The following is a 21,316-nucleotide window of genomic DNA, read 5'->3' on the forward strand; positions in this document are numbered from 1 at the left end:
AACAAAACTCAATCACTGATAAACCAATAGCTTTTGTCTGCTTTTGCTGTTTTTATCTGCATTTCGGTGTCATAAAATTGCACCCGAATCCCACCTTGCAATTTAGTTTGGTATTGCTCAGCATTATGCGCTGCAAAACGTGCGAACACCTCGGGGTGTGGCATCTGCCAATTGCGACGGGCGCCACTCGAGTGAATCACCACCTTAGGCTTGGCTTGTTTAATAAACGCGGCACTAGAAGAGCTGTCACTGCCATGGTGGGCACTGACCAAGACATCCACTGGCCTTATTTTATCTTGCGTTAACAGCTGCTGCTCTTCTCGCTCGGTGATATCACCGCTTAGTAGCACATTGTATTTGCCATCACTGATGTGCACCACACAAGAGTTAGCATTGTCATTTTGCTGATTGCTGTGCGGCCAAATGGAGCGAACAGTCAAGCCATGCCAGCTCAATTCACTCATTCTACAGATACCTAGATTACCATCATGAAAGGGTTTTAAGGTGTGCCCATACCCTGCTTGTAGCCAGTGCTCTAGCCCGCCAGCATGGTCATTATCGCTGTGTGAAATAATGGTATGCTCGACCTGCAAGCCTCGTGCGTTAATGATAGGTAGCAAGGTATTTTTAACTATCGAGTAGCGCGAGAAATAACTAGGTCCGAGATCATAAACCACGGCTTTGCCCTGGCGGCTGATCACTATGCTCAGCCCATGGCCGACATCAAGCACATCAAGTTGCCATCTGGGTTGATAAACCCATTGCTGTGCACAATAGCCAACAAACAATCCCCCTGCATAACACACGGGCCATAAACTGGGTTTTATCAGCATGGCCGTAACTGCAAGGTAATAAATAATAACCACTGTGATATCAAGCTCACCGGTGGAAAACCAAAGTACTGGGCCAAGATATGTCACCCCTTCTAACGTCGAGGATAGCGCCAAGTCCAATTGACGCAATAGCCATAGCATTGGTTCACTGAATCCAGTTAATACCACGACAATCAGTAAAGGCAATAAAATAAAGCTGACAAAAGGCACGGCAACCAGATTCACCGGGGCACTGGCCCATGAAAATCCACCGAACGTCGCTGCACTCAATGGCGCTAAGGCAATAAACAACCATAGCTGAATGAACATATAACGACTAAGCCAGTGCCATCGTTGCGACTGCACCAAAGCAATAACAATGGCCGCCACAGCTAAAAAAGAAAACCACAGCCCGATATTAAGTAACGCGAAGGGATTCGCTAACAACACGCAGGCCAAGGCGATAAGCAAGCATTGCGACAACGAATAGTGTTGTCGTGAAAAATATAGCCAAACAAAAACGGCTAACATTAGCCAAGCTCGTTGAGCACTGATAGGCAACGCGCATAACAGCACAAATATACCAGATATCAAAAGCGCCACACCTGCCACTAATCGGCTTGTAAGGGCCTGTTGCCATTGTCCTGAGCGCACCCCATGCGCTACACACCAAAGCCCGCACTTAATACCTATAAAGCACAACCCGTACAGCAAAGAGATATGCAATCCGGAAATGGCTAATAAATGGATAATACCGCTGTGTTTGAAGAACTGATTGTGCTTGGGCTCTATATCACTGCGTTCTGCGCTCAGTAGTGCTAAGTATACGCCTTTTAACTCAAGCGGTTGCAGCTGCGCTTTCAACCAAGCCAGGTAACGCTGCCTTATCGACGGCGGTGCGTTAGTAATCGTTATGTTTTTAGCTGAGCTTGCTGTGAAAGTGAACCCATGTAAAAACCCATAAATTCGCCTATCGAGCACATCGTAGTTAACACGCCAGCTTTTCGATTTGACGCGCATATCAGCGCTCAGCTTAGCACCCATTGCGACAGGCTGATTGGCATGCACCGCTACACTGAGTAAATGGTTTTGATAAAAAGGAACAGCGTAATCAGCCACATCATTGAGGCGTAAGGTGACAAATTGAGTTGCCCCCAATACCCGTGTTTGTTGCACTGTGCCATGCACCTCAACGTATGCACCACTCAACGATGGTCCATGCCAGGTAAATATAAGTTGGTGGTAAACCAGGGTATAGCCAATGGCGAAGACCACACCGCGAATAAAGCCTAAAAATACACCACAATACACTCTGATTATTGCCATTATAGGTATTATGATAAAAAGTACTGGCAGTGACGGGGTGAAAAGTGACAAAATACACCCGAACGCGAATCCACTGCACACCGCAATAGATGTACAGGGCCCTATCCCATGGCGAAGAAAACCATTCAACGGTTTTTACCCGATCACAATAAGATTAAACAGCAAAAGTCGCTACGCATATTTGGGCGATTTTTACATGACGCTAATCTGTGGCATTTAAACAGACGATCGGCGCGAGGTGCCTTTTCCGTAGGCCTATTTTTCGCATTCATTCCGGTTCCCTTCCAGATGATTTTAGCAGCTGCTGTGGCAATACCTCTGCGGGTCAACCTGCCTTTGTCCATCGCCCTAGTGTGGATCACCAACCCTTTGACTATGCCGCCGATTTTCTATTTTTCTTATTTGGTCGGTACGTGGATTTTAGGACATCAAGAGCAAGCCTTTTACTTTGAGGCAAGTTGGCAATGGCTGAGTGACAGCCTCACAACCATTGGGCCTGCGTTTTTAGTAGGTTCGCTGGTGTGTGGCACAGTCGCCGCGCTTATTAGCTTTATAGTAGTTGATTTTTTGTGGTGTCGCGGTGTTAAAAAAGCATGGCAAGCTCGAAACTCTGACCATGACAGCTAAATTTAAGCCATAAAAAAACCGCCAGTTGGCGGTTTTTTTATGCGTATAACACTTACAGGATATCGATAAGCTCGATATCGAAAATAAGTGTTGAATAAGGAGCAATAGCTGCACCTGCACCGCGCTCACCGTAAGCAAGGTCATGCGGCACATACAAGCGCCACTTTGAACCTGTAGGCATCATTTGTAACGCCTCGGTCCAACCTTTAATAACACCACCTACTGGGAACTCTGCAGGTTCGCCGCGCTCGTAAGAGCTATCAAATACAGTACCGTTAATAAGTGCACCGTGGTAATGAGTGCGAACGGTCGCATCAGCGCTAGGCTTGTCACCTTCGCCCTGTTCGATTACTTCGTACTGTAGACCCGATTCAGTCACTGTTACTTCTGCACGCTTAGCGTTGTCAGCTAGAAAAGCTTCGCCTTCTGCGGCCAATACTTTTGCTTCTTCTTCGCGGCGTTGCTGAATCTCAGCGTTAATTTTTTCAAACGCTGCCTGGATTTCAGGGATTTCTACTTGGAAGCTTTCACCGGTAAAGGCATCCTTCATTCCTTCAAACACGGAATTTACGTTCATTCCTTCGAAAGGGGTTGCTTTTAGTTGCTCACCCATTTGTAGGCCAATGCCGTAGCTTGCCTTTTCCGCGTCGGTATTAAATTTATCAGACATAAAGTTGTTCATCTTTTGTTTCTATAAATGCCTGCACAGGGTAACACACTGAAAAACGCACGTCAGTGCTGGCTAGAAAATCTAAGACGATGAGCGCTCATTTGCCGAACTATTGGCCACTTTTGCGCTGATCCAAGGCATTAACCAAACGAAAAGCAGCAAAGACACAATGCTAAATACCCATAGCCAATAAGGGAGCCCAACGAATAATGGCTGGATCATGACCCCAAATACGATGATGCCCAAACAGCTTATAATCAGTGCGCTTAAAATAGCCAAGGTGTTATCGTATTTTGTGATTAAATGGGCGGTAAGCAGGTTGAAACCGACAATGGCAGTTAACGTCATAATCCAGTTTAGCTCGGCATCGCGAACGAGAGTTAACACCACATCTAAGCCCTGTGCATATAAAAATGCCACAATGCCCCAAGCAACAATACGCATTACATTATGCATGAGCGAGTAAATCCTAATAGGTTAATAGCCGCCATTATAACGGGAAGCAAAACGAAAAAAACCGCCAATAAGGCGGTTTTGGGAATGAGGTGGCGGAGAGATAGGGATTCGAACCCTAGATGGGCTATTAACCCATGCCGGTTTTCAAGACCGGTGCATTCAACCGCTCTGCCATCTCTCCGAATTGGCGCGCATATTAATGGCTTTTGTTGGCGCTGTAAAGCGTTTTAAATCAATTTAGTAATATTGCCGAGGGCGCTTGGCGATCAGCGCACAAATAACACAGCCTATAAGCGCCAACAGTGCAAAAATCACACTTTGGGTAATAAGTTCTGGCCGTTGATTCTTACTGGCAGGAACGATGAGCAAACACGAAGCCGGTAATGCACTGAAACACAAAATATAAGCGGAGACCTTAAGTGCACGTAAAAAGCCAAAACGTTTAGTGTAAAGCATCCAAATGGCAATAAACACGACTACGGCCATGGCGCTCAAGGTGATGTAAAGAGGCGCTTTGGTTAGCATCGCCACATAGGTCGTTAATAACGCCCCAACGACACCCCAGAAAGTCCATAAGCCCCAGCGTTCTTTCTCTCTTAAAAATAGGTTACCCATAGCAATACATCTTCTTCTTATTATTTATTAGGGTCTGCTCAAAACTTAGCCTAACAAAAATAATCATGATAAAAAACCGAGCATTTAGATTATTTTCCCGTTAATTTGGCGAAATTCGACACACGATAACAAATAAAAGGTTAATGAAAGATGACTCATTCGTAGCTGCGGGCACAATACAATGCTCGTTGCCCGCACAGGGCATTTGACACCAACTTATTAAAATAGTTCACAGCGAGTCGATAAAAAAATCAGCGACTTGGTGGCGACGCTTCTTAGGACAATCCACGGTGGGCGTTCCCAAGTAAAGGAAGCCGACAATTTCGTCGTCATCAGTGAGCTTTAAAGCCTGTTTAACTGTGGCTGATTTCGCAAATGCACCCGTTCGCCAAATACCCGATAAACCTTGGGCAAATGCCGCTTGTTGCATCGCAAATGTCGCGCAGCTAGCACTGGCCACTTGCTCGACCCACGGCACTTTATCGTGTTCAATGTACTTCATGATACAGACGATCACCATTGGAGCTCGCTCTGGCAATGACGCTGCACGCTCAATCACTCGCTCGCCCATGTCTTCTTTTTGCGCCGCCTGTAAGAAAATATCACCTAGCTTTTCGCGCTGGCGTTCTTGTAAAACGACGAATTTCCACGGCGCAAGGTGGCCATGATCTGGTACTCTCAGTGCCGCTTGCTGAATAAGTTCAAGTTGTTGAGCATTAGGCCCGGGAAAAGAAAGCTGGCTATCAGATTGACGATTTAATAAAAGCTCTTTTGCATTCATGGCTATATATGAGAATGTGAATAATTAACAAAAGGGTACCATATTCAAGCGATGATAAAAATGGCCCAAACGGGCCATAGAGTTGTAGTCACTGAGAATGAGTGGCTAGCACCTGGCGTTATTCACGAGGTGCTGGACGCAAGTAATAATCGAGGCTGACAAAACGACCACCACCATAGAAAAATAGCGCTAACAACATGGCAAAATAGATACTCGCAAACTCAATACCGTTATTAAGAATGACGATATTGCCGGTTTCATATAAATACTCAGGGCGGCCATTTTCGGCAATCAGCTGCTTCATAATATCGAGCCGCTGCTTAGCTTGTATGGAGTTCTCCAGACTCTGCTGCGCTCCTGGAACCCCTGCCCACTCAAGCACTTTCGCGGCACTGGTATCTGGGTTAGTTGGCGTAATTGCAAACCAGCCATTATGCCAATGCACGGTTGTAGCGGCCACAACCATGGTAAACATTAAAGGGATACTCACTAAGCGTGTAAACAAGCCAACAAGGATGAGCCATCCACCTAAAAACTCGGTCCACCCGGCTAAAAAAGCAAGTACCTCAGCAAATGGTAGGCCCAAGCCCCAGTCGCTATTGCCGAACCAAGCAATGACATTGGCATCGGCGAGCAATCTTTGCGACCACGCAAGGTCGCTATTAGCAAGGTTGAGTTTACTAAAGCCCGCAATGATCATCACAGGGGCAAGAATTAAGCGCATACACAACGATGGTAGCCCATCGAGAAAGCTGAGTTGTGATAGCAGGGAACGGTAAACACCGGTAACGGTGGTGAGCATAGGGCACCTTGGGTCTGAGTTAACTAATATTGATATAGCACACAGACCGCCGGGTGCCGGAAGTTATTTCATATTATTGACAGCAGTTAGCTTTTGCTTTGCTAGGCACTATTAAATTTCTCTCGCTACTAGTAAGGCTTCTTTAATTGCCCGCTTAGCGTCAATTTCTGCGGCCAGCTTAGCACCACCTATCACATGGACTTGAGCACTATGTTGCTGATCAACTTGCTTAAATTGGGCATCATTGGCAGTTTGCCCAATGCAACCTATCACAGTATCAACATTCAGCACTTTTGCTTCGCCATTTACACGAATGTGTAATCCCTCGTCATCAAAACGCTCGTACTGACATTCACCAATTTGCTCCACGTCGTGCATTTTTGCCACTTTACGGTGGATCCAACCAGTGGTTTTCCCTAACCCTTTACCGAAACGCCCTGCACTGCGCTTAAGCATATAAATCTTTCTATCGCTTTTATGCAGTTCAATGGGTTGCTCAATGCCCCACTGGGCTTTGAAATGCTCAACGCTTTGGTGATGTTGCTCGGTTAAAAACGCAACCATATCAAAGCCTATCCCACCTGCACCTAAAATAGCGATGCGGTCGGTGAGCGTCACCTCACCGCGAATAACCTCGTCATAACGATAGATGCGTTTACCATCGGCGCATTCAATATCCGCTTCACGAGGCGACACCCCACAGGCGAATACCACATCATCGTATTCGTTAAGCATGGCCGGCTCATATGCCGTATTGGTTTGCAAATCAACGCCTTGACGCACCACCTCTTCACTGAAGTATTTGAGTGCTAATTGAAAGTCTTCTTTACCCGGAATACGCATAGCGAGATTGAACTGACCGCCTAAATCATTGGATTTTTCGATTAAGGTGACGTTATGGCCACGTTGGCGTAAATAAATACTTGCTGCAAGTCCCGCAGGCCCAGCGCCAACAACCAATACCTTTTTCGCTTTTGCGGCTTTTGTAATGGCGTAGTCAAGCTCGAATGCGGCCAGTGGGTTCACCAAGCAAGTGGCTCGTTGCCCTTTAAACACGTGATCCAGACAGCCTTGGTTACACCCTATGCAAATATTGATTTGTTCGCTGCGTTGTTGCGCATACTTATTAAAGAGCTCTGGGTCAGCAAGCAGTGGCCGAGCCATGGATATCATGTCGGCTTGACCTTGGTTTAAAATGCTATTGGCTATTTCCGGCGTGTTGATACGGTTGACGGCAATAACGGGCTTATCTGTTGCTTGTTTAAGACGCTCTGAAGCTTCTCTAAAGGCCCCTGGCGGCACCATAGAAGCAATTGTTGGCACGCGCGCCTCGTGCCAGCCAATGCCGGTGTTGAAAATATCAACGCCCGCCGCATCCAGCGCTTTGGCCTGAGCAGTAACCTCTTCGGCTGTCGAACCATCAGGAATTAAATCCATCACCGACAGGCGAAATACAATCATAAAGTCATCACTGACAGCAGCGCGCACGGCTGAGACGATTTCCTTAGCTAAACGCATACGGTTTTCATTGCTACCGCCGTATTCGTCGGTGCGCTTATTGGTATGCGGTGCCATAAATTCGTTTATTAAATAGCCTTCCGAGCCCATGATTTCGACGCCATCATAACCGGCTTTTTGCGCTAGCTTGGCGCTTTTGGCAAAGTCTTTAACGGTGCTTTTTATCATCCCCACCGACATAGCCTTCGGCGTGTAAGGAGAAATAGGCGCCTGAATAGCGCTCGGCGCGCAGCTAAATGGGTGGTAGGCATACCGTCCGGCGTGAAGCAGTTGCAAACAAATCTTGCCACCGTGTTTGTGCACGGCTTGGGTGTATTTTTTATGCTTTACTACATCAAATACACTGTTAAAGGAGGACGAAATAGGCGTAAGCTTACCGCGAATATTTGGACTATAACCGCCTGTAACAATTAGGCCCACGCCTCCCTTCGCGCGTTCTTCGTAGAATGCAGCGAGGCGTTTGCGATTATGCCACCCCTCTTCTAAACCGGTGTGCATAGAGCCCATCACGAGCCGGTTTCTTAATTCTCCATGCATCAATTTTAGTGGTTGTTCTAGCATGGTGTTACCCCTTTACTATTATCTGGTCATACCTGTTTCAGGGTAGCGATCTTTGCCACATTGAGCAAGCACTAGCGATACAGTATTCGCCAATATAAACACTTCGTTACTTTTTTCTGTTTAAACTTTTCAACCCTTTAGGCTAATATGGGATTCTATCCCGTACGCCCCCAAAATGGATAAAGTAAGGATCTGATTTTGATTAAAAAAGCAGTAAAGGCCACTTGGCATGGAATTAACTTCTCGCGCCAACTTTTGGTCAACATTCTTTTTATAGTGCTTGTTATCGCTATTATAGCGTCTATTGCAAGTGATGAAGGCGAGATTATCGTCCCTGACGGTGCCGTGCTGACACTTAACTTAAATGGTTATTTAGTTGAGCAGAAACGCTATGTTGACCCTCTCGATGCAGTATTTGCTGGACCGTTTGGGGGTCAAGATGAGCCGGCAGAAATTTTGGTTGATGACGTTGTTGATGTGATCAATAACGCTGCTAAAGATGATCGTATCACCGCTATGCTGCTCGATTTACAGCAGATGGGTGGCGCGCACATTAATAAACTCAATGCTGTTGCCGATGCCATTGACGCTTTCAAAGCGCAGGGCAAACCGGTTATTGCAACTGGCTATTATTACACCCAAAGCCAATATTACTTGGCAGCGCATGCTGACGAAGTAAATTTACATCCTTATGGCGGCGTTTCAATCGATGGTTTTGGTGTCTACCCAGTGTATTTCAAAGAGGCACTCGATAAGCTTAAAGTGACGCAACACGTTTTCCGCGTCGGTACCTTTAAGTCTGCGGTTGAACCTTTGATTCGTAACGACATGTCCCCCGCTGCAAAAGAAGCGAATAAAGAGTGGTTGGGTGAATTGTGGCAGCAGTATAAAGATGAAATCACCGCACTACGTGGCTTCGATGCCAGCAACTTTGATGAAACCCTTGACGACTATTTACGCAAGCTTTCGCAAGTAGATGGGAACAGTGGTGAGTATGCACAGCGTTTTGGTTGGGTGGATGCACTTAAAAATAATCAACAAATTCGTCAACAGATGGTCGACCTAGTCGGTTACGACGACGAAGGTAAAAACTTTTTACAAATTGGCTTTAACGACTATTTAGCCTCGTTTAAATCGCCCATGCCATTCGAAAACCCAATCACGGAAAAGGTGGCGGTTATCGTTGCTAAAGGAACCATTGTTGATGGTGAGCGACGCGCTGGCGAAATCGGCGGAGACAGCACAGCAGCCCTCCTTCGTGAAGCCCGTGAAGACGACTTGGTTAAAGCCGTGGTATTACGCATTGATTCCGGTGGCGGCAGCATGTTTGCCTCAGAAGTCATTCGTCGCGAAGTCATCGCCCTTAAAGAAGCAGGCAAACCTGTGGTTGCCTCTATGGGCTCAGTGGCAGCTTCGGGTGGTTATTGGATTGCTTCTGCAGCCAATGAGATATGGGCTGCTCCAAGCACCATCACTGGTTCAATCGGCGTGTTTGGCACAATCATGACATTTGAAGACAGTGCTGCCGAGTTGGGAGTATATTCTGATGGTGTGGGGACGACCGAACTGAAAGGCTCATCCATTCTGTTGGGTCTAAAAGATAAGATGGCACAAGCGATCCAAATGAGTGTTGAGAATGCCTACGAGCGCTTTTTGAATGTGGTTGCACAATCTCGCAATATGAGCCCTGCTGAGGTAGATGATATCGCCCAAGGTAGAGTGTGGATTGCAACTCAAGCAAAAGAGCTCGGGTTAGTAGATAAGCTTGGTGATAAAGACGCAGCCATCAGTGCTGCCGCTGAAATGGCCAGCCTCAAGCAGTATGACGTTAAACTCATTGAGCAACAGCTGACGCCGCGTGAGCAACTGTTAAATAGCTTATTGAGCTCGTCCATGGTTAGCACGCTAATTGATAAGCAGACCCCGGCAAGCGCAAACCTTGGTGCGACCATGCAGGTCAACAGCTTACTAAAACAGGTTGAGCAGCAGGTTCAGAGTTTACAAAACTATAATGACCCTGATGGCATCTACGCTAAGTGCTTGGTATGTCGTGTTTCTAACTAGCGCTTAAAGCCTGGAATGATATACTAGCCCGATGAATTTCATCGGGCTTTTTTTATGAAACGTAAACGCATTTATATCGCTTATACAGGCGGCACCATAGGTATGAAAAAATCCAGCCAAGGCTATGTGCCAGCGGCGGGATTTTTAACCGAGACGGTGAAAAACAGTGCTGAATTTAATCGCGACGAGATGCCGCTGTTTGATATTGAAGAATACTGCCCGCTGATCGATTCTTCTGATATGTCACCGGCGCATTGGCAGATGATAGCCGACGATATTAAAGCCAAGTACCACGACTACGATGGTTTTGTGGTACTTCATGGCACCGATACCATGGCCTACACCGCGTCTGCCTTATCGTTTATGTTTGAAAACCTGACCAAACCGGTCATTATTACTGGCTCGCAAATTCCGTTGTCACAACTGCGCTCTGATGGCCAAGTGAACCTCCTAAATGCGATGTATTTAGCAGCTAACTACCCCATTGCAGAAGTCAGCCTGTTTTTTAATAATCAGCTATTTAGAGGCAATCGCGCCACCAAAATCCACGCCGATGGGTTCAATGCGTTTGACTCTCCAAATTTGCCGCCGCTGGCAAAAGCAGGGATTAACATTCGGCTGCTAGAAGGCCAGCTAAGCCCCTACATCGACAACGATTTACAAGTCTCGCGCATCACCCCTCAAGCTATTGCCGTGCTGCACTTATACCCAGGGATCAGCGCCGATGTGGTCAGCTCTATTATTAATGACGATATTAAAGCGCTCATCTTACTGAGTTTTGGTGTCGGTAATGCGCCTCAAAACCACGAGTTTCTGGAGCTTTTAGCAAATGCGAACGAACGTGGCATTATCGTCGTAAACCTTACCCAGTGCTTACAAGGGCAAGTTAATATGGGCGGCTACGCTACGGGCAATGCACTGCTAAACGTCGGTGTGATCAGTGGCTATGATATGACCCTAGAAGCTTGCCTCAGTAAGTTACACTACTTGCTAAGCAAAAACGCAAGCCCGCAAAGTATTCGCCATTTAATGCAAGATAACTTGCGCGGAGAGTTGAGTCGCTAAGTGATATTTAGGCACAGCAGCGCCTGTGCCTTTTATTGCTAGTGGTATCTATCTGCACGCATAGTTCACTAGCGCAATAAGATAAGCCGCAGCCTGGACCAACTCGCTTTGCAAAAGCCCCATCACAGGGCGTGATTCACATCATAAACCACTTGGTCTGCTTTTATGGTTTGCTGAACCTGTAATTGCTCAAGTTGCTCCGGCTCAACGCGCAGCGGGTCTTTATCAAGAATAACGAAATCAGCTAACTTCCCTACCTCTAACGTCCCTTTATTTGGCTCTTCAAAGTACTGCCAAGCCGCCCACTCTGTCATAGATTTCAAAGCGATATAAGGGCTCACTTGATGGTGCGCCCCCAACACTTTGCCAGAGCGTGTCTTGCGATTAACAGTTGTTGATAACACGCGTAATGGGTTGGGCTTTACCACAGGTGCATCATGATGTTGGGTAAAGCGCATGGCGTGTTTTTGCGCCCACCCTGTGGGAGAAATATTCTCAGCACGCTCCAGCCCTAATACTTCATCTCGGTGCCAATCTCCCCAATAGAAGGTATGCATAGAGAAAAAAGACGGGATCACTGCTAGCTGTTTCATACGTTTAAGCTGATCTTCACGAACAGTTTGCGCGTGGATCATCACCGTCCTGCGACCTGCCTGCTCAAATCTTGTCGCTGCGCTTTCTATATCTCGCAATAAGGCGTCTGCTGCGGTGTCGCCATTGGTATGAACAATCAGTTGCCAGTTGTTGGCATAGGCCCGTGCCACGAGCTTAGAGCGAGCCTTATCATCGGCAATGGCTGGGTAGCCACGATACTCAGAGTTATGCCCTGCTGGCGGATGAAGATAAGGTTTACTGAGCCAGGCTGTTTTCCCTTGAGGCGAGCCATCAAAACTCAATTTGACGCCGGCTATTCGTGCCCCGCCTTGGTAATCTTTGCTAGCGCCTTGTTCAAGCATAAAATCATATTCCTGCTCAAGATCAGGGTAGATAGCCACATCAATCGGCAAAGACTGCTTTTGCGCCCGTGCTAACCAATACATACTGGTGCTTTTATCTGCACGACCTTCTTGAGCAGTGGTGTAACCATTGGCCATGTAAAGGGCAAGACCTGCGCTCGCCATTTCATCTTGTAATTGCTTATCAATGGCCGAAAAAACACTAAACAAGGGCTGAAAAAGAGCCATTTCCTCAAGCACCCCATTCGCTTGATTAGAAAGTTCATCAATACGTATTACGCCGCCATCAATGTGTGGGGCCTGTGGTAAGTAACCCACCATTTCCAAGGCTTTGGTATTCATAACCCCCAAATGCCCGGACTGATGCATAATCAAAATAGGTAGTTCGCTGGAGACTGTGTCGAGCTCTGTGGCTGTTGGGTGCCGGCGCTGCGCCAGTTGTGAGTCGTCATACCCCATGCCAACGATCCAGCCGAGCTTTTTCGCTAACATAGGTTGACGCTGGTGCCATTGCGTTAAGGTGCTCAGCAACGACTCAATAGAATTTACTTGGCCGTCAGGCCCTGGGAGTAAATCAGCACTCAACTGTGCTAAACCAGCATTGAAAAGGTGACTGTGGGCATCGATAAACCCAGGCAATAGCGCCTGCCCTTGTAAGTTCACTTGTTTAGTCTGCTCGCCAACATGATCATTTGCTTTATTAAGTTGACCGGTAAATAGGATCCGACCATCTTTGGTTGCAAGCGCCTCAACATACTGGGGAGCATCACCGACCATCGTTAGAATCGAGCCGCCAAAGTATAGGGTATCGGCATTTGCGAGTTTATTTGCGGGTTGTTGAGGCTGAGTGCAGCCAATAATACCTACACTCAACAGTGCCAAACAGAGAATGCGTAACACTTTAAAGTCCTCAAAAAAGAAACTTGGAATGTGTTTTTAGCATATACAATAAAGCCCTGTATGGACAGGGCTCTTTTGATTGAAAAAGCAGCTAATTAATTAGCGTACTTTTGCGTCAATATCGACCAGATCAGTTAGATGGCATAACTCACCAGTGTGGGTTTTAATACCATGCTCACCAAAGTAGTCACGCTGCGCTTGCACTAAATGGCCATTACTTGGAGTGCTTAGCGTTGCTAGGTAATTTTGTGTTGCACACAGTACCGGGAATGCCAAGCCTGTCGTCACTGCCGCACCAGTCACACTACGAAGCGCCTTCGCCTGCTCATCTAAGGTATCAATAAACTCAACACCCTGAGCAATTTGGTCTAGGTAATCTGCACGAATAATGCACCCTGCACGCCAAGTTTGCAGTGTTTTGTTTAAATCAACTTTCCATTGATGGTTTCGTGACGCGCCCTTGATCAGTGCCAAGCCTTGGCGGTAGCAAAGCAGGCTCGCTAAATGAAACGCTTGCTGCAACTGGTCAATATCAATATCGATACTGTCCGTTTGCTTTGCTGCATAGGTCATTTCTTTAGCCGCGTGGGTATCACCGGTATTAGTTAAGTGACGTGCCTGCACCGCAGCAACAAGTGATGGCACGGCAATACCAAGCTCCAAGGCATTTTGTGCCGTCCATAAGCCGGTGCCCTTGGCGCCCACCTTGTTATCGATTAAATCGACCAGCGGTGTATCGTCCTTGGTTGCTAACTTGAGGATATGGCTAGAGATAGAGAGTAAATAGCTATTAAGCTCGCCCTCGGCCCAGGTATCAAAAATCTCGGCAATTTGCTGTGGTGTTTTGCCAGCGCCCAAGCGTAATAGCTGGTAAGTCTCGGCAATAAGCTGCATAAGGGCATACTCGATGCCATTGTGCACCATTTTCACAAAATGGCCACTGGCGGATTGGCCAACGCGGGCAAAACACGAGTCGCCGTTGTAACTGGCAGCTACTTTCTCAAACCAAGGTTCAATGCGCTCCCAACCCCCTTCGGAACCGCTCGCCATCATGGCCGGGCCATGGCGTGCGCCTTCTGCACCACCGGAAATCCCCATCGTGGCAAACTCAAATTTGTTTTGGAATTTCAATTTGCGGGCAATGCCGTCTTTATAATTACTGTTACCGCAATCGATGATGATATCGTCTTTACTGACACCGGCATCGACCAAGTCGTGGCAGACTTTGTCAACCAACTCGCCTGCCGGTACCAACAAAAGGATAGAGCGCGGCGTTTCTAAACGACGCACCATGTCGTGAAGGTCTGAAACAATGTGCAAGCGCTCGGCCATTCCTTGTGATTTGGCGCAGCTTAACAATTCTTCCCCGGCATCGGGGTTGGTATCATAGGCTACTAGGGTGAGCCCTTTTTCGATTAAGTTCAGGGCGAGATTTTTGCCCATCACCCCAAGACCTACTAATGCAACTTGCATCCAGTTTCCTCCTCGGTAAAACGTACGACTGGGTAATTCAACGTAAATACGGCGGGCATTATAGGGCATACGATGCCCCATTCAATCCCTGGCGCTGAATTATATCAAATTAACGCAAGGTACATGGATAAAGTTTGCGGGTAAGCTTAATTGACTGAATCTGACACCGGTGTCATAATGCTGAAATCTTGTTAACGAATAATAGGAATTAGAGCTGGCGGAGCGTCCTTCCCTGCTCTAACATGCTATAAGCAATAATGCCTACAGGAGAAATGCATGCCAAGACGTACGAAAATTGTGGCCACCCTTGGCCCTGCCACGGACAGAGATAATAACTTAGAAAAAATCATCCGCGCTGGCGCCAATGTCGTGCGCTTAAACTTCTCTCATGGGGTGGCCAGTGACCACCAAGCGCGCGCCGAGGCCGTGCGTGAGATCGCTCAGCGCCTAGGCACTCATGTTGCCATCCTTGCTGACTTACAAGGCCCGAAAATCCGCGTAAGTACCTTTAAAGAAGGAAAAGTGAACCTCGCCCCTGGCGCCCCCTTTATCCTTGATGCAGCGCTTGCCCCAGGTGAGGGTGATGTTAATAGCGTGGGGATCGACTATAAAGAATTACCTCAAGACGTTAAAGCTGGCGACCTATTGTTACTTAACGACGGTTTAATCCAGCTTACCGTAGAGCGTGTTGAAGGACAAAAAGTACACTGCAGCGTGAAAGTCGGCGGCGTATTGTCTAACAACAAAGGCATTAATCGCCTCGGTGGTGGCCTGACTGCCCCTGCATTTACTGATAAAGATAAAGAAGATCTTATCACCGCGACTAAAATTGGCGTCGATTATATTGCCGTGTCTTTCCCCCGCTCTGGCGATGATATGCGCTATGTGCGTTCATTGGCAGAAAAGGCCGGTTCAGATGCTCAATTGCTAGCGAAAATCGAACGTGCAGAAGCGGTAGAGACGGTTGAAGCCATAGACGACATTATCCTCGCATCCGACGCAGTGATGGTCGCGCGCGGAGATTTAGGCGTTGAAATAGGCGATGCGGAGTTAGTGGGTAAACAAAAAACCATTATCAGCCGAGCTCGTTCATTGAACCGTGTGGTGATCACCGCAACACAGATGATGGAATCAATGATTGATAACCCCATGCCCACGCGTGCTGAAGTCATGGACGTTGCTAACGCCGTGCTTGATGGCACCGATGCGGTCATGCTCTCTGCTGAAACAGCCGCAGGGGATTACCCTGAGCAAACAGTTGCCACCATGGCCCGTGTTTGCCTAGGTGCTGAGTCACAAAAAGAAACGCACATTTCTAAGCACCGCCTTGATAGCATGTTTGCCGATAATGCAGAAACCATCGCACTATCTGCTATGTATGCGGCTAACCACCTGGGTACAGTGAAAGCCATTGTCGCGCTCACTGAATCAGGCAACACCTCTAAGCTGATGTCACGCATCTCTTCGGGTCTGCCTATTTATTCACTTTCACGCCATGGCAAAACATTGGGTCAGACCGCGCTGTATCGCGGCGTATATCCAGTGCGTTTTGACTCTACTAACTTCACCAAAGAATGTATTGTTAGTGAAGCAATGAATACCTTAGTAGAGCTTGGCGAATTGCAAAAAGGCGATACCGTGATCCTCACCCACGGTGACTTGATGGAAACCATCGGTGCCACAAATACCTTGAAAATTGTCACTGTAGGGTAAATAGTAGACATAAGTTTTCTATCTGAAGCAGCAACTTATGTCTCATTCAAAACGAATTGCAGTACTCACTTCCGGCGGCGATGCCCCTGGTATGAATGCTGCAATTCGCGCTGTTACGCTCAGCGCGCTATCTCATCAACATCAGGTCTTCGGCTTTTTTAGTGGCTACAACGGCCTTATCAATGAACACTTCACTGAACTCAACGCAGCCAGCGTAACCGATATCATCCACCGAGGTGGCACTATTTTAAAGTCGGCCCGCTGCCCGCAAATGCACCACACAGATGGTTTGTTACAAGCTGCCAATAGCCTGCGTAAGTGCCATATCGATGCCTTGGTCGTCATTGGCGGAGATGGCAGCTTTAAGGGTGCTCAGGCACTTGCAGAGCACTGGCCAGGGCAAATTATTGGTATTCCCGGTACCATTGATAACGATATTAATGGCAGCGATGAAACCATCGGCTTTCACACCGCAATAGATACCGCATTAGGGTGTATCGATAAAATTCGCGATACCGCGCAAGCGTTTGAACGTACTTTTGTTGTCGAGGTAATGGGTCGAGATTGCGGTATCATTGCCATGGAAGCAGGCCTTGCCAGTGGCGCGGAGCAAATAATTTGTAAGGAACTGATTGATGACGAGCCACAGTTTTTACAAAAACTGTATGAGCAAGTGAAAGCAAATATTAATAATGATGCCGGTCATAGCTACGTGCTGGTCATGGCGGAGCACTCGCTATCTATTAGCGCCGAACAATTAGCGGCCCAGCTGACCGAGCACAGCGGCGTTGAAAGCCGCAGTGCCATTCTGGGCTATGTACAGCGTGGCGGCGCCCCTGTGGCAGGCGATCGCATATTAGCAACGCAGTTAGGCTGCAGCGCCATCGAGCACCTTAATGCTGGCGCTGATGGTGTCATGGTCGGTGTCGTTAATAATCAGCTGAAAACTTTGGCTTTTGAGCACACCAGCGACACACAACAGCGTAATCGTGATTTTGTCGCCCGCTTAAAACGCTTTCGCCGTTAATTGGCCAGCGCCGCTTTGACTTTATCTCGATAGCTGCGACTGACTTTAAGCTCCTGTCCGTTGGTGAGCACCAGCAGGTATTCACCACTGACTTGCGTCACCAGCTTGTTGATTTGTTTTGAATTAACAATGGCGCTGCGGTGCACACGAACAAACAACCCAGGGTCGAGTTCTTGCTCAAGCTCTTTCATGGTTTTACGTAGAATATGGGTTTGCCCATCCCCACAGTGCAGGCACATGTAGTCCCCTGCCGCATCAACCCATTGGATGGTATTGGTAGGCACACGGATGATCTCGCCCTGCTCTTTCACCGCCAGCGACTCTGGGTAGCGCTTAGTTTCTAATGAGTCACCTGAAGCCAGTTTCTTGAGAATTTCTTCGCAATTATTGCCTGTGATCCCGGCCACAAAACTCGCTAGCTTTTTCTTATGGGTGTTGTCTTGTTGTGTTTTTAGATGTGATTGCACTTTCTCCACCGCCTGTTTTAGTCTGTTGTCATCTACGGGTTTGAGTACATAGTCCAAAGCATGGACTTCAAAAGCTTGAACGGCGTAACGGTCGAAGGCAGTGACAAACACCACCAAAGGTTGTTGTGAGTCTGGCAGTTGCGCTAACGCATCCGCGACCTCAAAGCCATTCATACCTGGCATCTGAATATCCAAAAAAACCAAGTCGATAGGCTCGCTGCGACAAATATCGACGGCCTCTTGCCCTTGAGCGCATTGCTGTACCAGCTCAATGCATTCAATATCAGCTAATCGTATAGCCAACCCTTTACGGGCCAGCGATTCATCATCCACGATGAGGGTTTTTATGGTATTCATTCTGCTACAGCCTTTTCATAGGGGATACGTATGTTTACCGTCAGACCGGTGGGCGTATTCCCTGATAATACAAATGAATAATTGTTCTCGTAAAGTGTCTTTAGTCGATCTTTAGTATTGGCCACACCGACACCGGTGGCATTGACCAATTGGCCATCTTTAAGCTCAGCGCCAGGGCCATTATCGCTCACTTCCAGTAACAGCTCGTTGGCAAACACTTGGGCTTTAATACTGATCACCCCGCCTTGTGTCATCTGCGCAATGGCATACTTCAATGAGTTTTCAATCAACGGTTGCAAAATCAAGCTCGGGACCAAGGCATGGCTTGCTTCATCACTGACTTGCATGTCCACCGCTAGGCGGTCATCAAAACGTACTCGCTCGATTTCCAAATACAGACTCAACGCATGGATCTCTTGCTCGAGTGGCACTTTCTTTATCGGATCGGTATTGAGCGTATAGCGTAAAAAATCGCTTAACCGTGACACCATCTTGTTGGCATCTTTATTCTCTTCCACTAAAATCAGCGTCGATATCGCATTAAGGGTATTAAACAAAAAATGCGGATTAAGCTGATAGCGCAACATTTTTAATTGCGCCTCATGAGCCATGGTATTGGCTTTCAGCGCTTTTTGTCGCTCCCCTTGGAGCAACTGGTAATATTTAATGCCAAAGTACAAACCACTCCAACAAAGGATGATATAGACCGCATCAAGGCCCTGTTGAAAGTAATAAAACCACTCATCAGGGCGGTAACCATGGCGATAAATTTCCCACAAATTAAATTTTTGTACCACCGACCACAAGGTCCCTGTGGCGTAGGAAGCGGTGAACACCACCAACACGAGCAGCCACGGCTTGGCATTCCACACCCGGCGATACAAGTAACGCAGCGGCACCGTCATTAAGCAGCCCGCATAGGCATTAAGCAAGATCACAAAGACATAGATGTCGCGCATCTCAAATACTTTGGAGCCAATGTAATTCACCAGGGCATAACCTATCCAACCGGCTATCTGTAACACCCAAAAGAATCGTTGGCGATTATCAACTAGCTGCTGCCAATTCAAAATTCGTTTTACTCCTTTGCAACGCAGCCTTATCCACAGCGGTTGCATACTTATCTAACGCCATTATTAATAAAGACAACTAAAAAGGCACTGTGATTGGTCTTACTTAACCTTTCCTTCAACGCAAAACGCCGTGCAGTTGCACGGCGTTTGCTCATATTCGCGAAGGCTAGATGCTGACTCGCTTGTAGTTACGATACTCAGGGTGCCAATAATTATTATCGATGGCCTTGATAATATCCTCATCGCTAAATTCCAACGCTTCACCTTGGGCGATGGCGACTTTAGCCACAGCAAAGGCGATACGTTTAGATAGCGATTCAATCTCAGTCAGTGGCGGCAGTAGGCTCCCTTTGCCATCATTGGCAAGGGGTGAGCTCGACGCTAAGGTTTCACTGGCCGCCATCAACATTTCATCGGTAATGCGCTTAGCTTTAATGGCAATTGCACCAAGGCCAATGCCAGGGAAGATATAACTGTTATTACACTGCGGAATAACATACTGCTGGCCATCATATTCCACGCTGCCAAATGGACTACCTGTGGCGATGATGGCACGCCCTTGTGTCCACGCCAACACATCACTCGGATGCGCTTCAACCTGTTTGGACGGGTTTGAAAGCGGGAAGATAATCGGGTTTTCGTGGCTTGATGCCATTGCGCGGATCACCTGCTCGGTGAATAGCCCTGGCTGCCCAGATACGCCGATAATAATGCCTGGCTCAGCACAATGCATAACATCAAGCAAAGAGGCATAATCACCGCTGTACTGCCACTGCGAGAGCGCTTCATTAGATTGTACCAACGCCTGTTGGAAGTCACGCAGGCCTTGCATGCCCTCGCTCAATAGGCCAAAACGATCAACCATAAAGATTTGACTGCGCGCTTGCTCTTCACTGATCCCTTCAGAGACCATTTGGCTGATCACCTGCTCGGCGATACCACATCCTGCGGAGCCAGCCCCAACAAACACCACCTTTTGGTCGCTTAAACGGGTGCCCTTCACTCGACACGCCGCTAGCAAGGTGCCCACAGTGACAGCGGCAGTGCCTTGAATATCATCATTAAAGCTACAAATTTCGTCGCGATAGCGTTTCAGCAGTGGCATCGCGTTAGGCTGAGCAAAGTCTTCAAATTGCAGCATAACATTGGGCCAACGCCGTTTCACCGCTTTGATGAACAACTCTAAAAATTCGTCATACTCTTGCTGGCCAATACGCGGATGGCGTGCGCCCATGTACATTGGGTCGTTCAGCAGTTTCTCGTTATTTGTGCCAACATCCAGCATCACCGGCAATGTATAGGCCGGGCTGATGCCCCCGCACGCGGTGTACAACGACAACTTACCAATGGGAATACCCATGCCACCAATGCCCTGATCGCCTAGGCCAAGAATACGTTCGCCGTCGGTCACAACGATAACCTTTACTTTGCCTTTGGTGGCATTTCGCAAAATATCATCAATATTGTGGCGGTCTTCATAGGAGATAAACAAACCGCGCGAGCTACGATAAATATCTGAGAACTGCTCACACGCATCACCCACTGTTGGCGTGTAAATAATCGGCATCATCTCTTCAATGTGGTCTCGCACCAAACGATAGTAAAGCGTTTCGTTATTGTCTTGGATGGCGCGCAAGTAGATATGCTTATTAAGGTTATCTTGGAAGCTAGAGTACTGCTGGTAACAGCGCTCTACTTGCTCTTCAATGGTCTCAAAACGTGGCGGCAGTAAGCCTGCCAAGTTGAAGCTTTCACGCTCACGCTGAGAAAATGCGCTGCCTTTATTTAGTAGTGGCGTTTCTAATAAGGTCGGACCAGCGTAAGGAATGTACAAGTAATTGGGATCGGTGTGTGTATTGGTTTTATCGTTGGATTTGTCTGTCATATTGCCTACTTAGCACAGAAGGAGATTGCCTGATATTATTGCCCTTAGCGCGCAAATTGCAAACCCATTTGGGCTTATCAGACCATTGATTTATCGCTGATTGGCGCATTATCATTTTTGATACACACCAATGAATCTTTGTTAACAAACAGCAGGCATTCAAATACC

Annotated in this window: 17 protein-coding genes and 1 tRNA gene; 5 read left to right on the forward strand and 13 right to left on the reverse strand. The window is 47.5% G+C overall.

Annotation, left to right across the window (positions count from 1 at the left end):
- Window positions 1-8 precede the first annotated feature (8 nt).
- A complete protein-coding gene (locus tag MHM94_RS05000) occupies window positions 9-2,138 on the reverse strand; it encodes a DNA internalization-related competence protein ComEC/Rec2 (protein ID WP_235418994.1) in 2,130 nt (709 codons plus the stop codon).
- Between the two features lie 108 nt (window positions 2,139-2,246).
- On the opposite strand from MHM94_RS05000, the gene MHM94_RS05005 reads away from it, so the two are divergent.
- Window positions 2,247-2,765, forward strand: a complete 519-nt coding sequence (locus tag MHM94_RS05005) for a DUF2062 domain-containing protein (RefSeq protein ID WP_053910494.1) — start codon at window positions 2,247-2,249, stop codon at window positions 2,763-2,765.
- A gap of 52 nt (window positions 2,766-2,817) precedes the next feature.
- Here MHM94_RS05005 and MHM94_RS05010 read toward each other — a convergent pair whose 3' ends face one another.
- The 7 genes from MHM94_RS05010 to MHM94_RS05040 form a co-directional block, all read right to left on the reverse strand.
- Entirely contained in the window at window positions 2,818-3,435 is a 618-nt protein-coding gene (locus tag MHM94_RS05010; RefSeq protein WP_026111357.1) for an FKBP-type peptidyl-prolyl cis-trans isomerase, read from the reverse strand.
- Between the two features lie 81 nt (window positions 3,436-3,516).
- Window positions 3,517-3,891, reverse strand: coding sequence for a hypothetical protein (locus tag MHM94_RS05015; protein WP_235418993.1), 375 nt, complete (start codon window positions 3,889-3,891; stop codon window positions 3,517-3,519).
- Between the two features lie 90 nt (window positions 3,892-3,981).
- Window positions 3,982-4,072, reverse strand: a tRNA-Ser gene (locus MHM94_RS05020).
- Window positions 4,073-4,128: 56 nt separating this feature from the next.
- A complete protein-coding gene (locus MHM94_RS05025; RefSeq protein WP_235418992.1) occupies window positions 4,129-4,506 on the reverse strand; it encodes a hypothetical protein in 378 nt (125 codons plus the stop codon).
- Window positions 4,507-4,735: 229 nt separating this feature from the next.
- Window positions 4,736-5,287, reverse strand: coding sequence for an NAD(P)H nitroreductase (locus tag MHM94_RS05030; RefSeq protein ID WP_235418991.1), 552 nt, complete (start codon window positions 5,285-5,287; stop codon window positions 4,736-4,738).
- Between the two features lie 118 nt (window positions 5,288-5,405).
- Window positions 5,406-6,089: a DoxX family protein gene (locus tag MHM94_RS05035; protein ID WP_235418990.1), complete on the reverse strand. Its 684-nt coding sequence runs from the start codon at window positions 6,087-6,089 to the stop codon at window positions 5,406-5,408.
- Between the two features lie 111 nt (window positions 6,090-6,200).
- Window positions 6,201-8,168, reverse strand: coding sequence for an NADPH-dependent 2,4-dienoyl-CoA reductase (locus MHM94_RS05040; protein WP_235418989.1), 1,968 nt, complete (start codon window positions 8,166-8,168; stop codon window positions 6,201-6,203).
- A gap of 198 nt (window positions 8,169-8,366) precedes the next feature.
- On the opposite strand from MHM94_RS05040, the gene sppA reads away from it, so the two are divergent.
- Together sppA and ansA are read left to right on the forward strand one after the other, a co-directional pair.
- Window positions 8,367-10,232, forward strand: coding sequence for a signal peptide peptidase SppA (sppA, locus tag MHM94_RS05045; RefSeq protein ID WP_022946603.1), 1,866 nt, complete (start codon window positions 8,367-8,369; stop codon window positions 10,230-10,232).
- Between the two features lie 54 nt (window positions 10,233-10,286).
- Window positions 10,287-11,297: an asparaginase gene (gene ansA, locus MHM94_RS05050; RefSeq protein WP_022946602.1), complete on the forward strand. Its 1,011-nt coding sequence runs from the start codon at window positions 10,287-10,289 to the stop codon at window positions 11,295-11,297.
- A 122-nt stretch (window positions 11,298-11,419) separates the two neighbouring features.
- On the opposite strand, the gene MHM94_RS05055 is transcribed toward ansA, so the two are convergent.
- Together MHM94_RS05055 and gndA are read right to left on the reverse strand one after the other, a co-directional pair.
- Window positions 11,420-13,153 carry an amidohydrolase gene (locus MHM94_RS05055; RefSeq protein WP_235418988.1) on the reverse strand — a complete coding sequence of 578 codons (1,734 nt, stop codon included), beginning with the start codon at window positions 13,151-13,153 and terminating at the stop codon, window positions 11,420-11,422.
- 99 nt (window positions 13,154-13,252) lie between these two features.
- Entirely contained in the window at window positions 13,253-14,626 is a 1,374-nt protein-coding gene (gndA, locus tag MHM94_RS05060) for an NADP-dependent phosphogluconate dehydrogenase (protein ID WP_138547543.1), read from the reverse strand.
- A 276-nt stretch (window positions 14,627-14,902) separates the two neighbouring features.
- Between gndA and pyk the strand changes: the two genes are divergently transcribed.
- Window positions 14,903-16,339, forward strand: a complete 1,437-nt coding sequence (pyk, locus tag MHM94_RS05065) for a pyruvate kinase (RefSeq protein ID WP_235418987.1) — start codon at window positions 14,903-14,905, stop codon at window positions 16,337-16,339.
- 37 nt (window positions 16,340-16,376) lie between these two features.
- Entirely contained in the window at window positions 16,377-17,366 is a 990-nt protein-coding gene (locus MHM94_RS05070) for an ATP-dependent 6-phosphofructokinase (RefSeq protein WP_235418986.1), read from the forward strand.
- On the opposite strand, the gene MHM94_RS05075 is transcribed toward MHM94_RS05070, so the two are convergent.
- The 3 genes from MHM94_RS05075 to MHM94_RS05085 all read right to left on the reverse strand — a co-directional run bounded on the left by MHM94_RS05075 (window position 17,363) and on the right by MHM94_RS05085 (window position 21,148).
- Window positions 17,363-18,190, reverse strand: a complete 828-nt coding sequence (locus MHM94_RS05075) for a LytTR family DNA-binding domain-containing protein (RefSeq protein WP_022946597.1) — start codon at window positions 18,188-18,190, stop codon at window positions 17,363-17,365. The genes MHM94_RS05070 and MHM94_RS05075 overlap by 4 nt on opposite strands.
- The gene (locus tag MHM94_RS05080) at window positions 18,187-19,260 is read right to left on the reverse strand and encodes a histidine kinase (protein WP_045978310.1); all 1,074 of its coding nucleotides are present in this window, start codon (window positions 19,258-19,260) and stop codon (window positions 18,187-18,189) included. Before MHM94_RS05080 ends, MHM94_RS05075 begins: the two co-directional genes overlap by 4 nt.
- A gap of 169 nt (window positions 19,261-19,429) precedes the next feature.
- Window positions 19,430-21,148, reverse strand: coding sequence for an NAD-dependent malic enzyme (locus MHM94_RS05085; RefSeq protein ID WP_022946595.1), 1,719 nt, complete (start codon window positions 21,146-21,148; stop codon window positions 19,430-19,432).
- Window positions 21,149-21,316 lie beyond the last annotated feature (168 nt).

Origin of the sequence: Pseudoalteromonas sp. CNAT2-18.1 (assembly GCF_022347865.1) — a bacterium.
Lineage (GTDB): Bacteria > Pseudomonadota > Gammaproteobacteria > Enterobacterales > Alteromonadaceae > Pseudoalteromonas > Pseudoalteromonas ruthenica.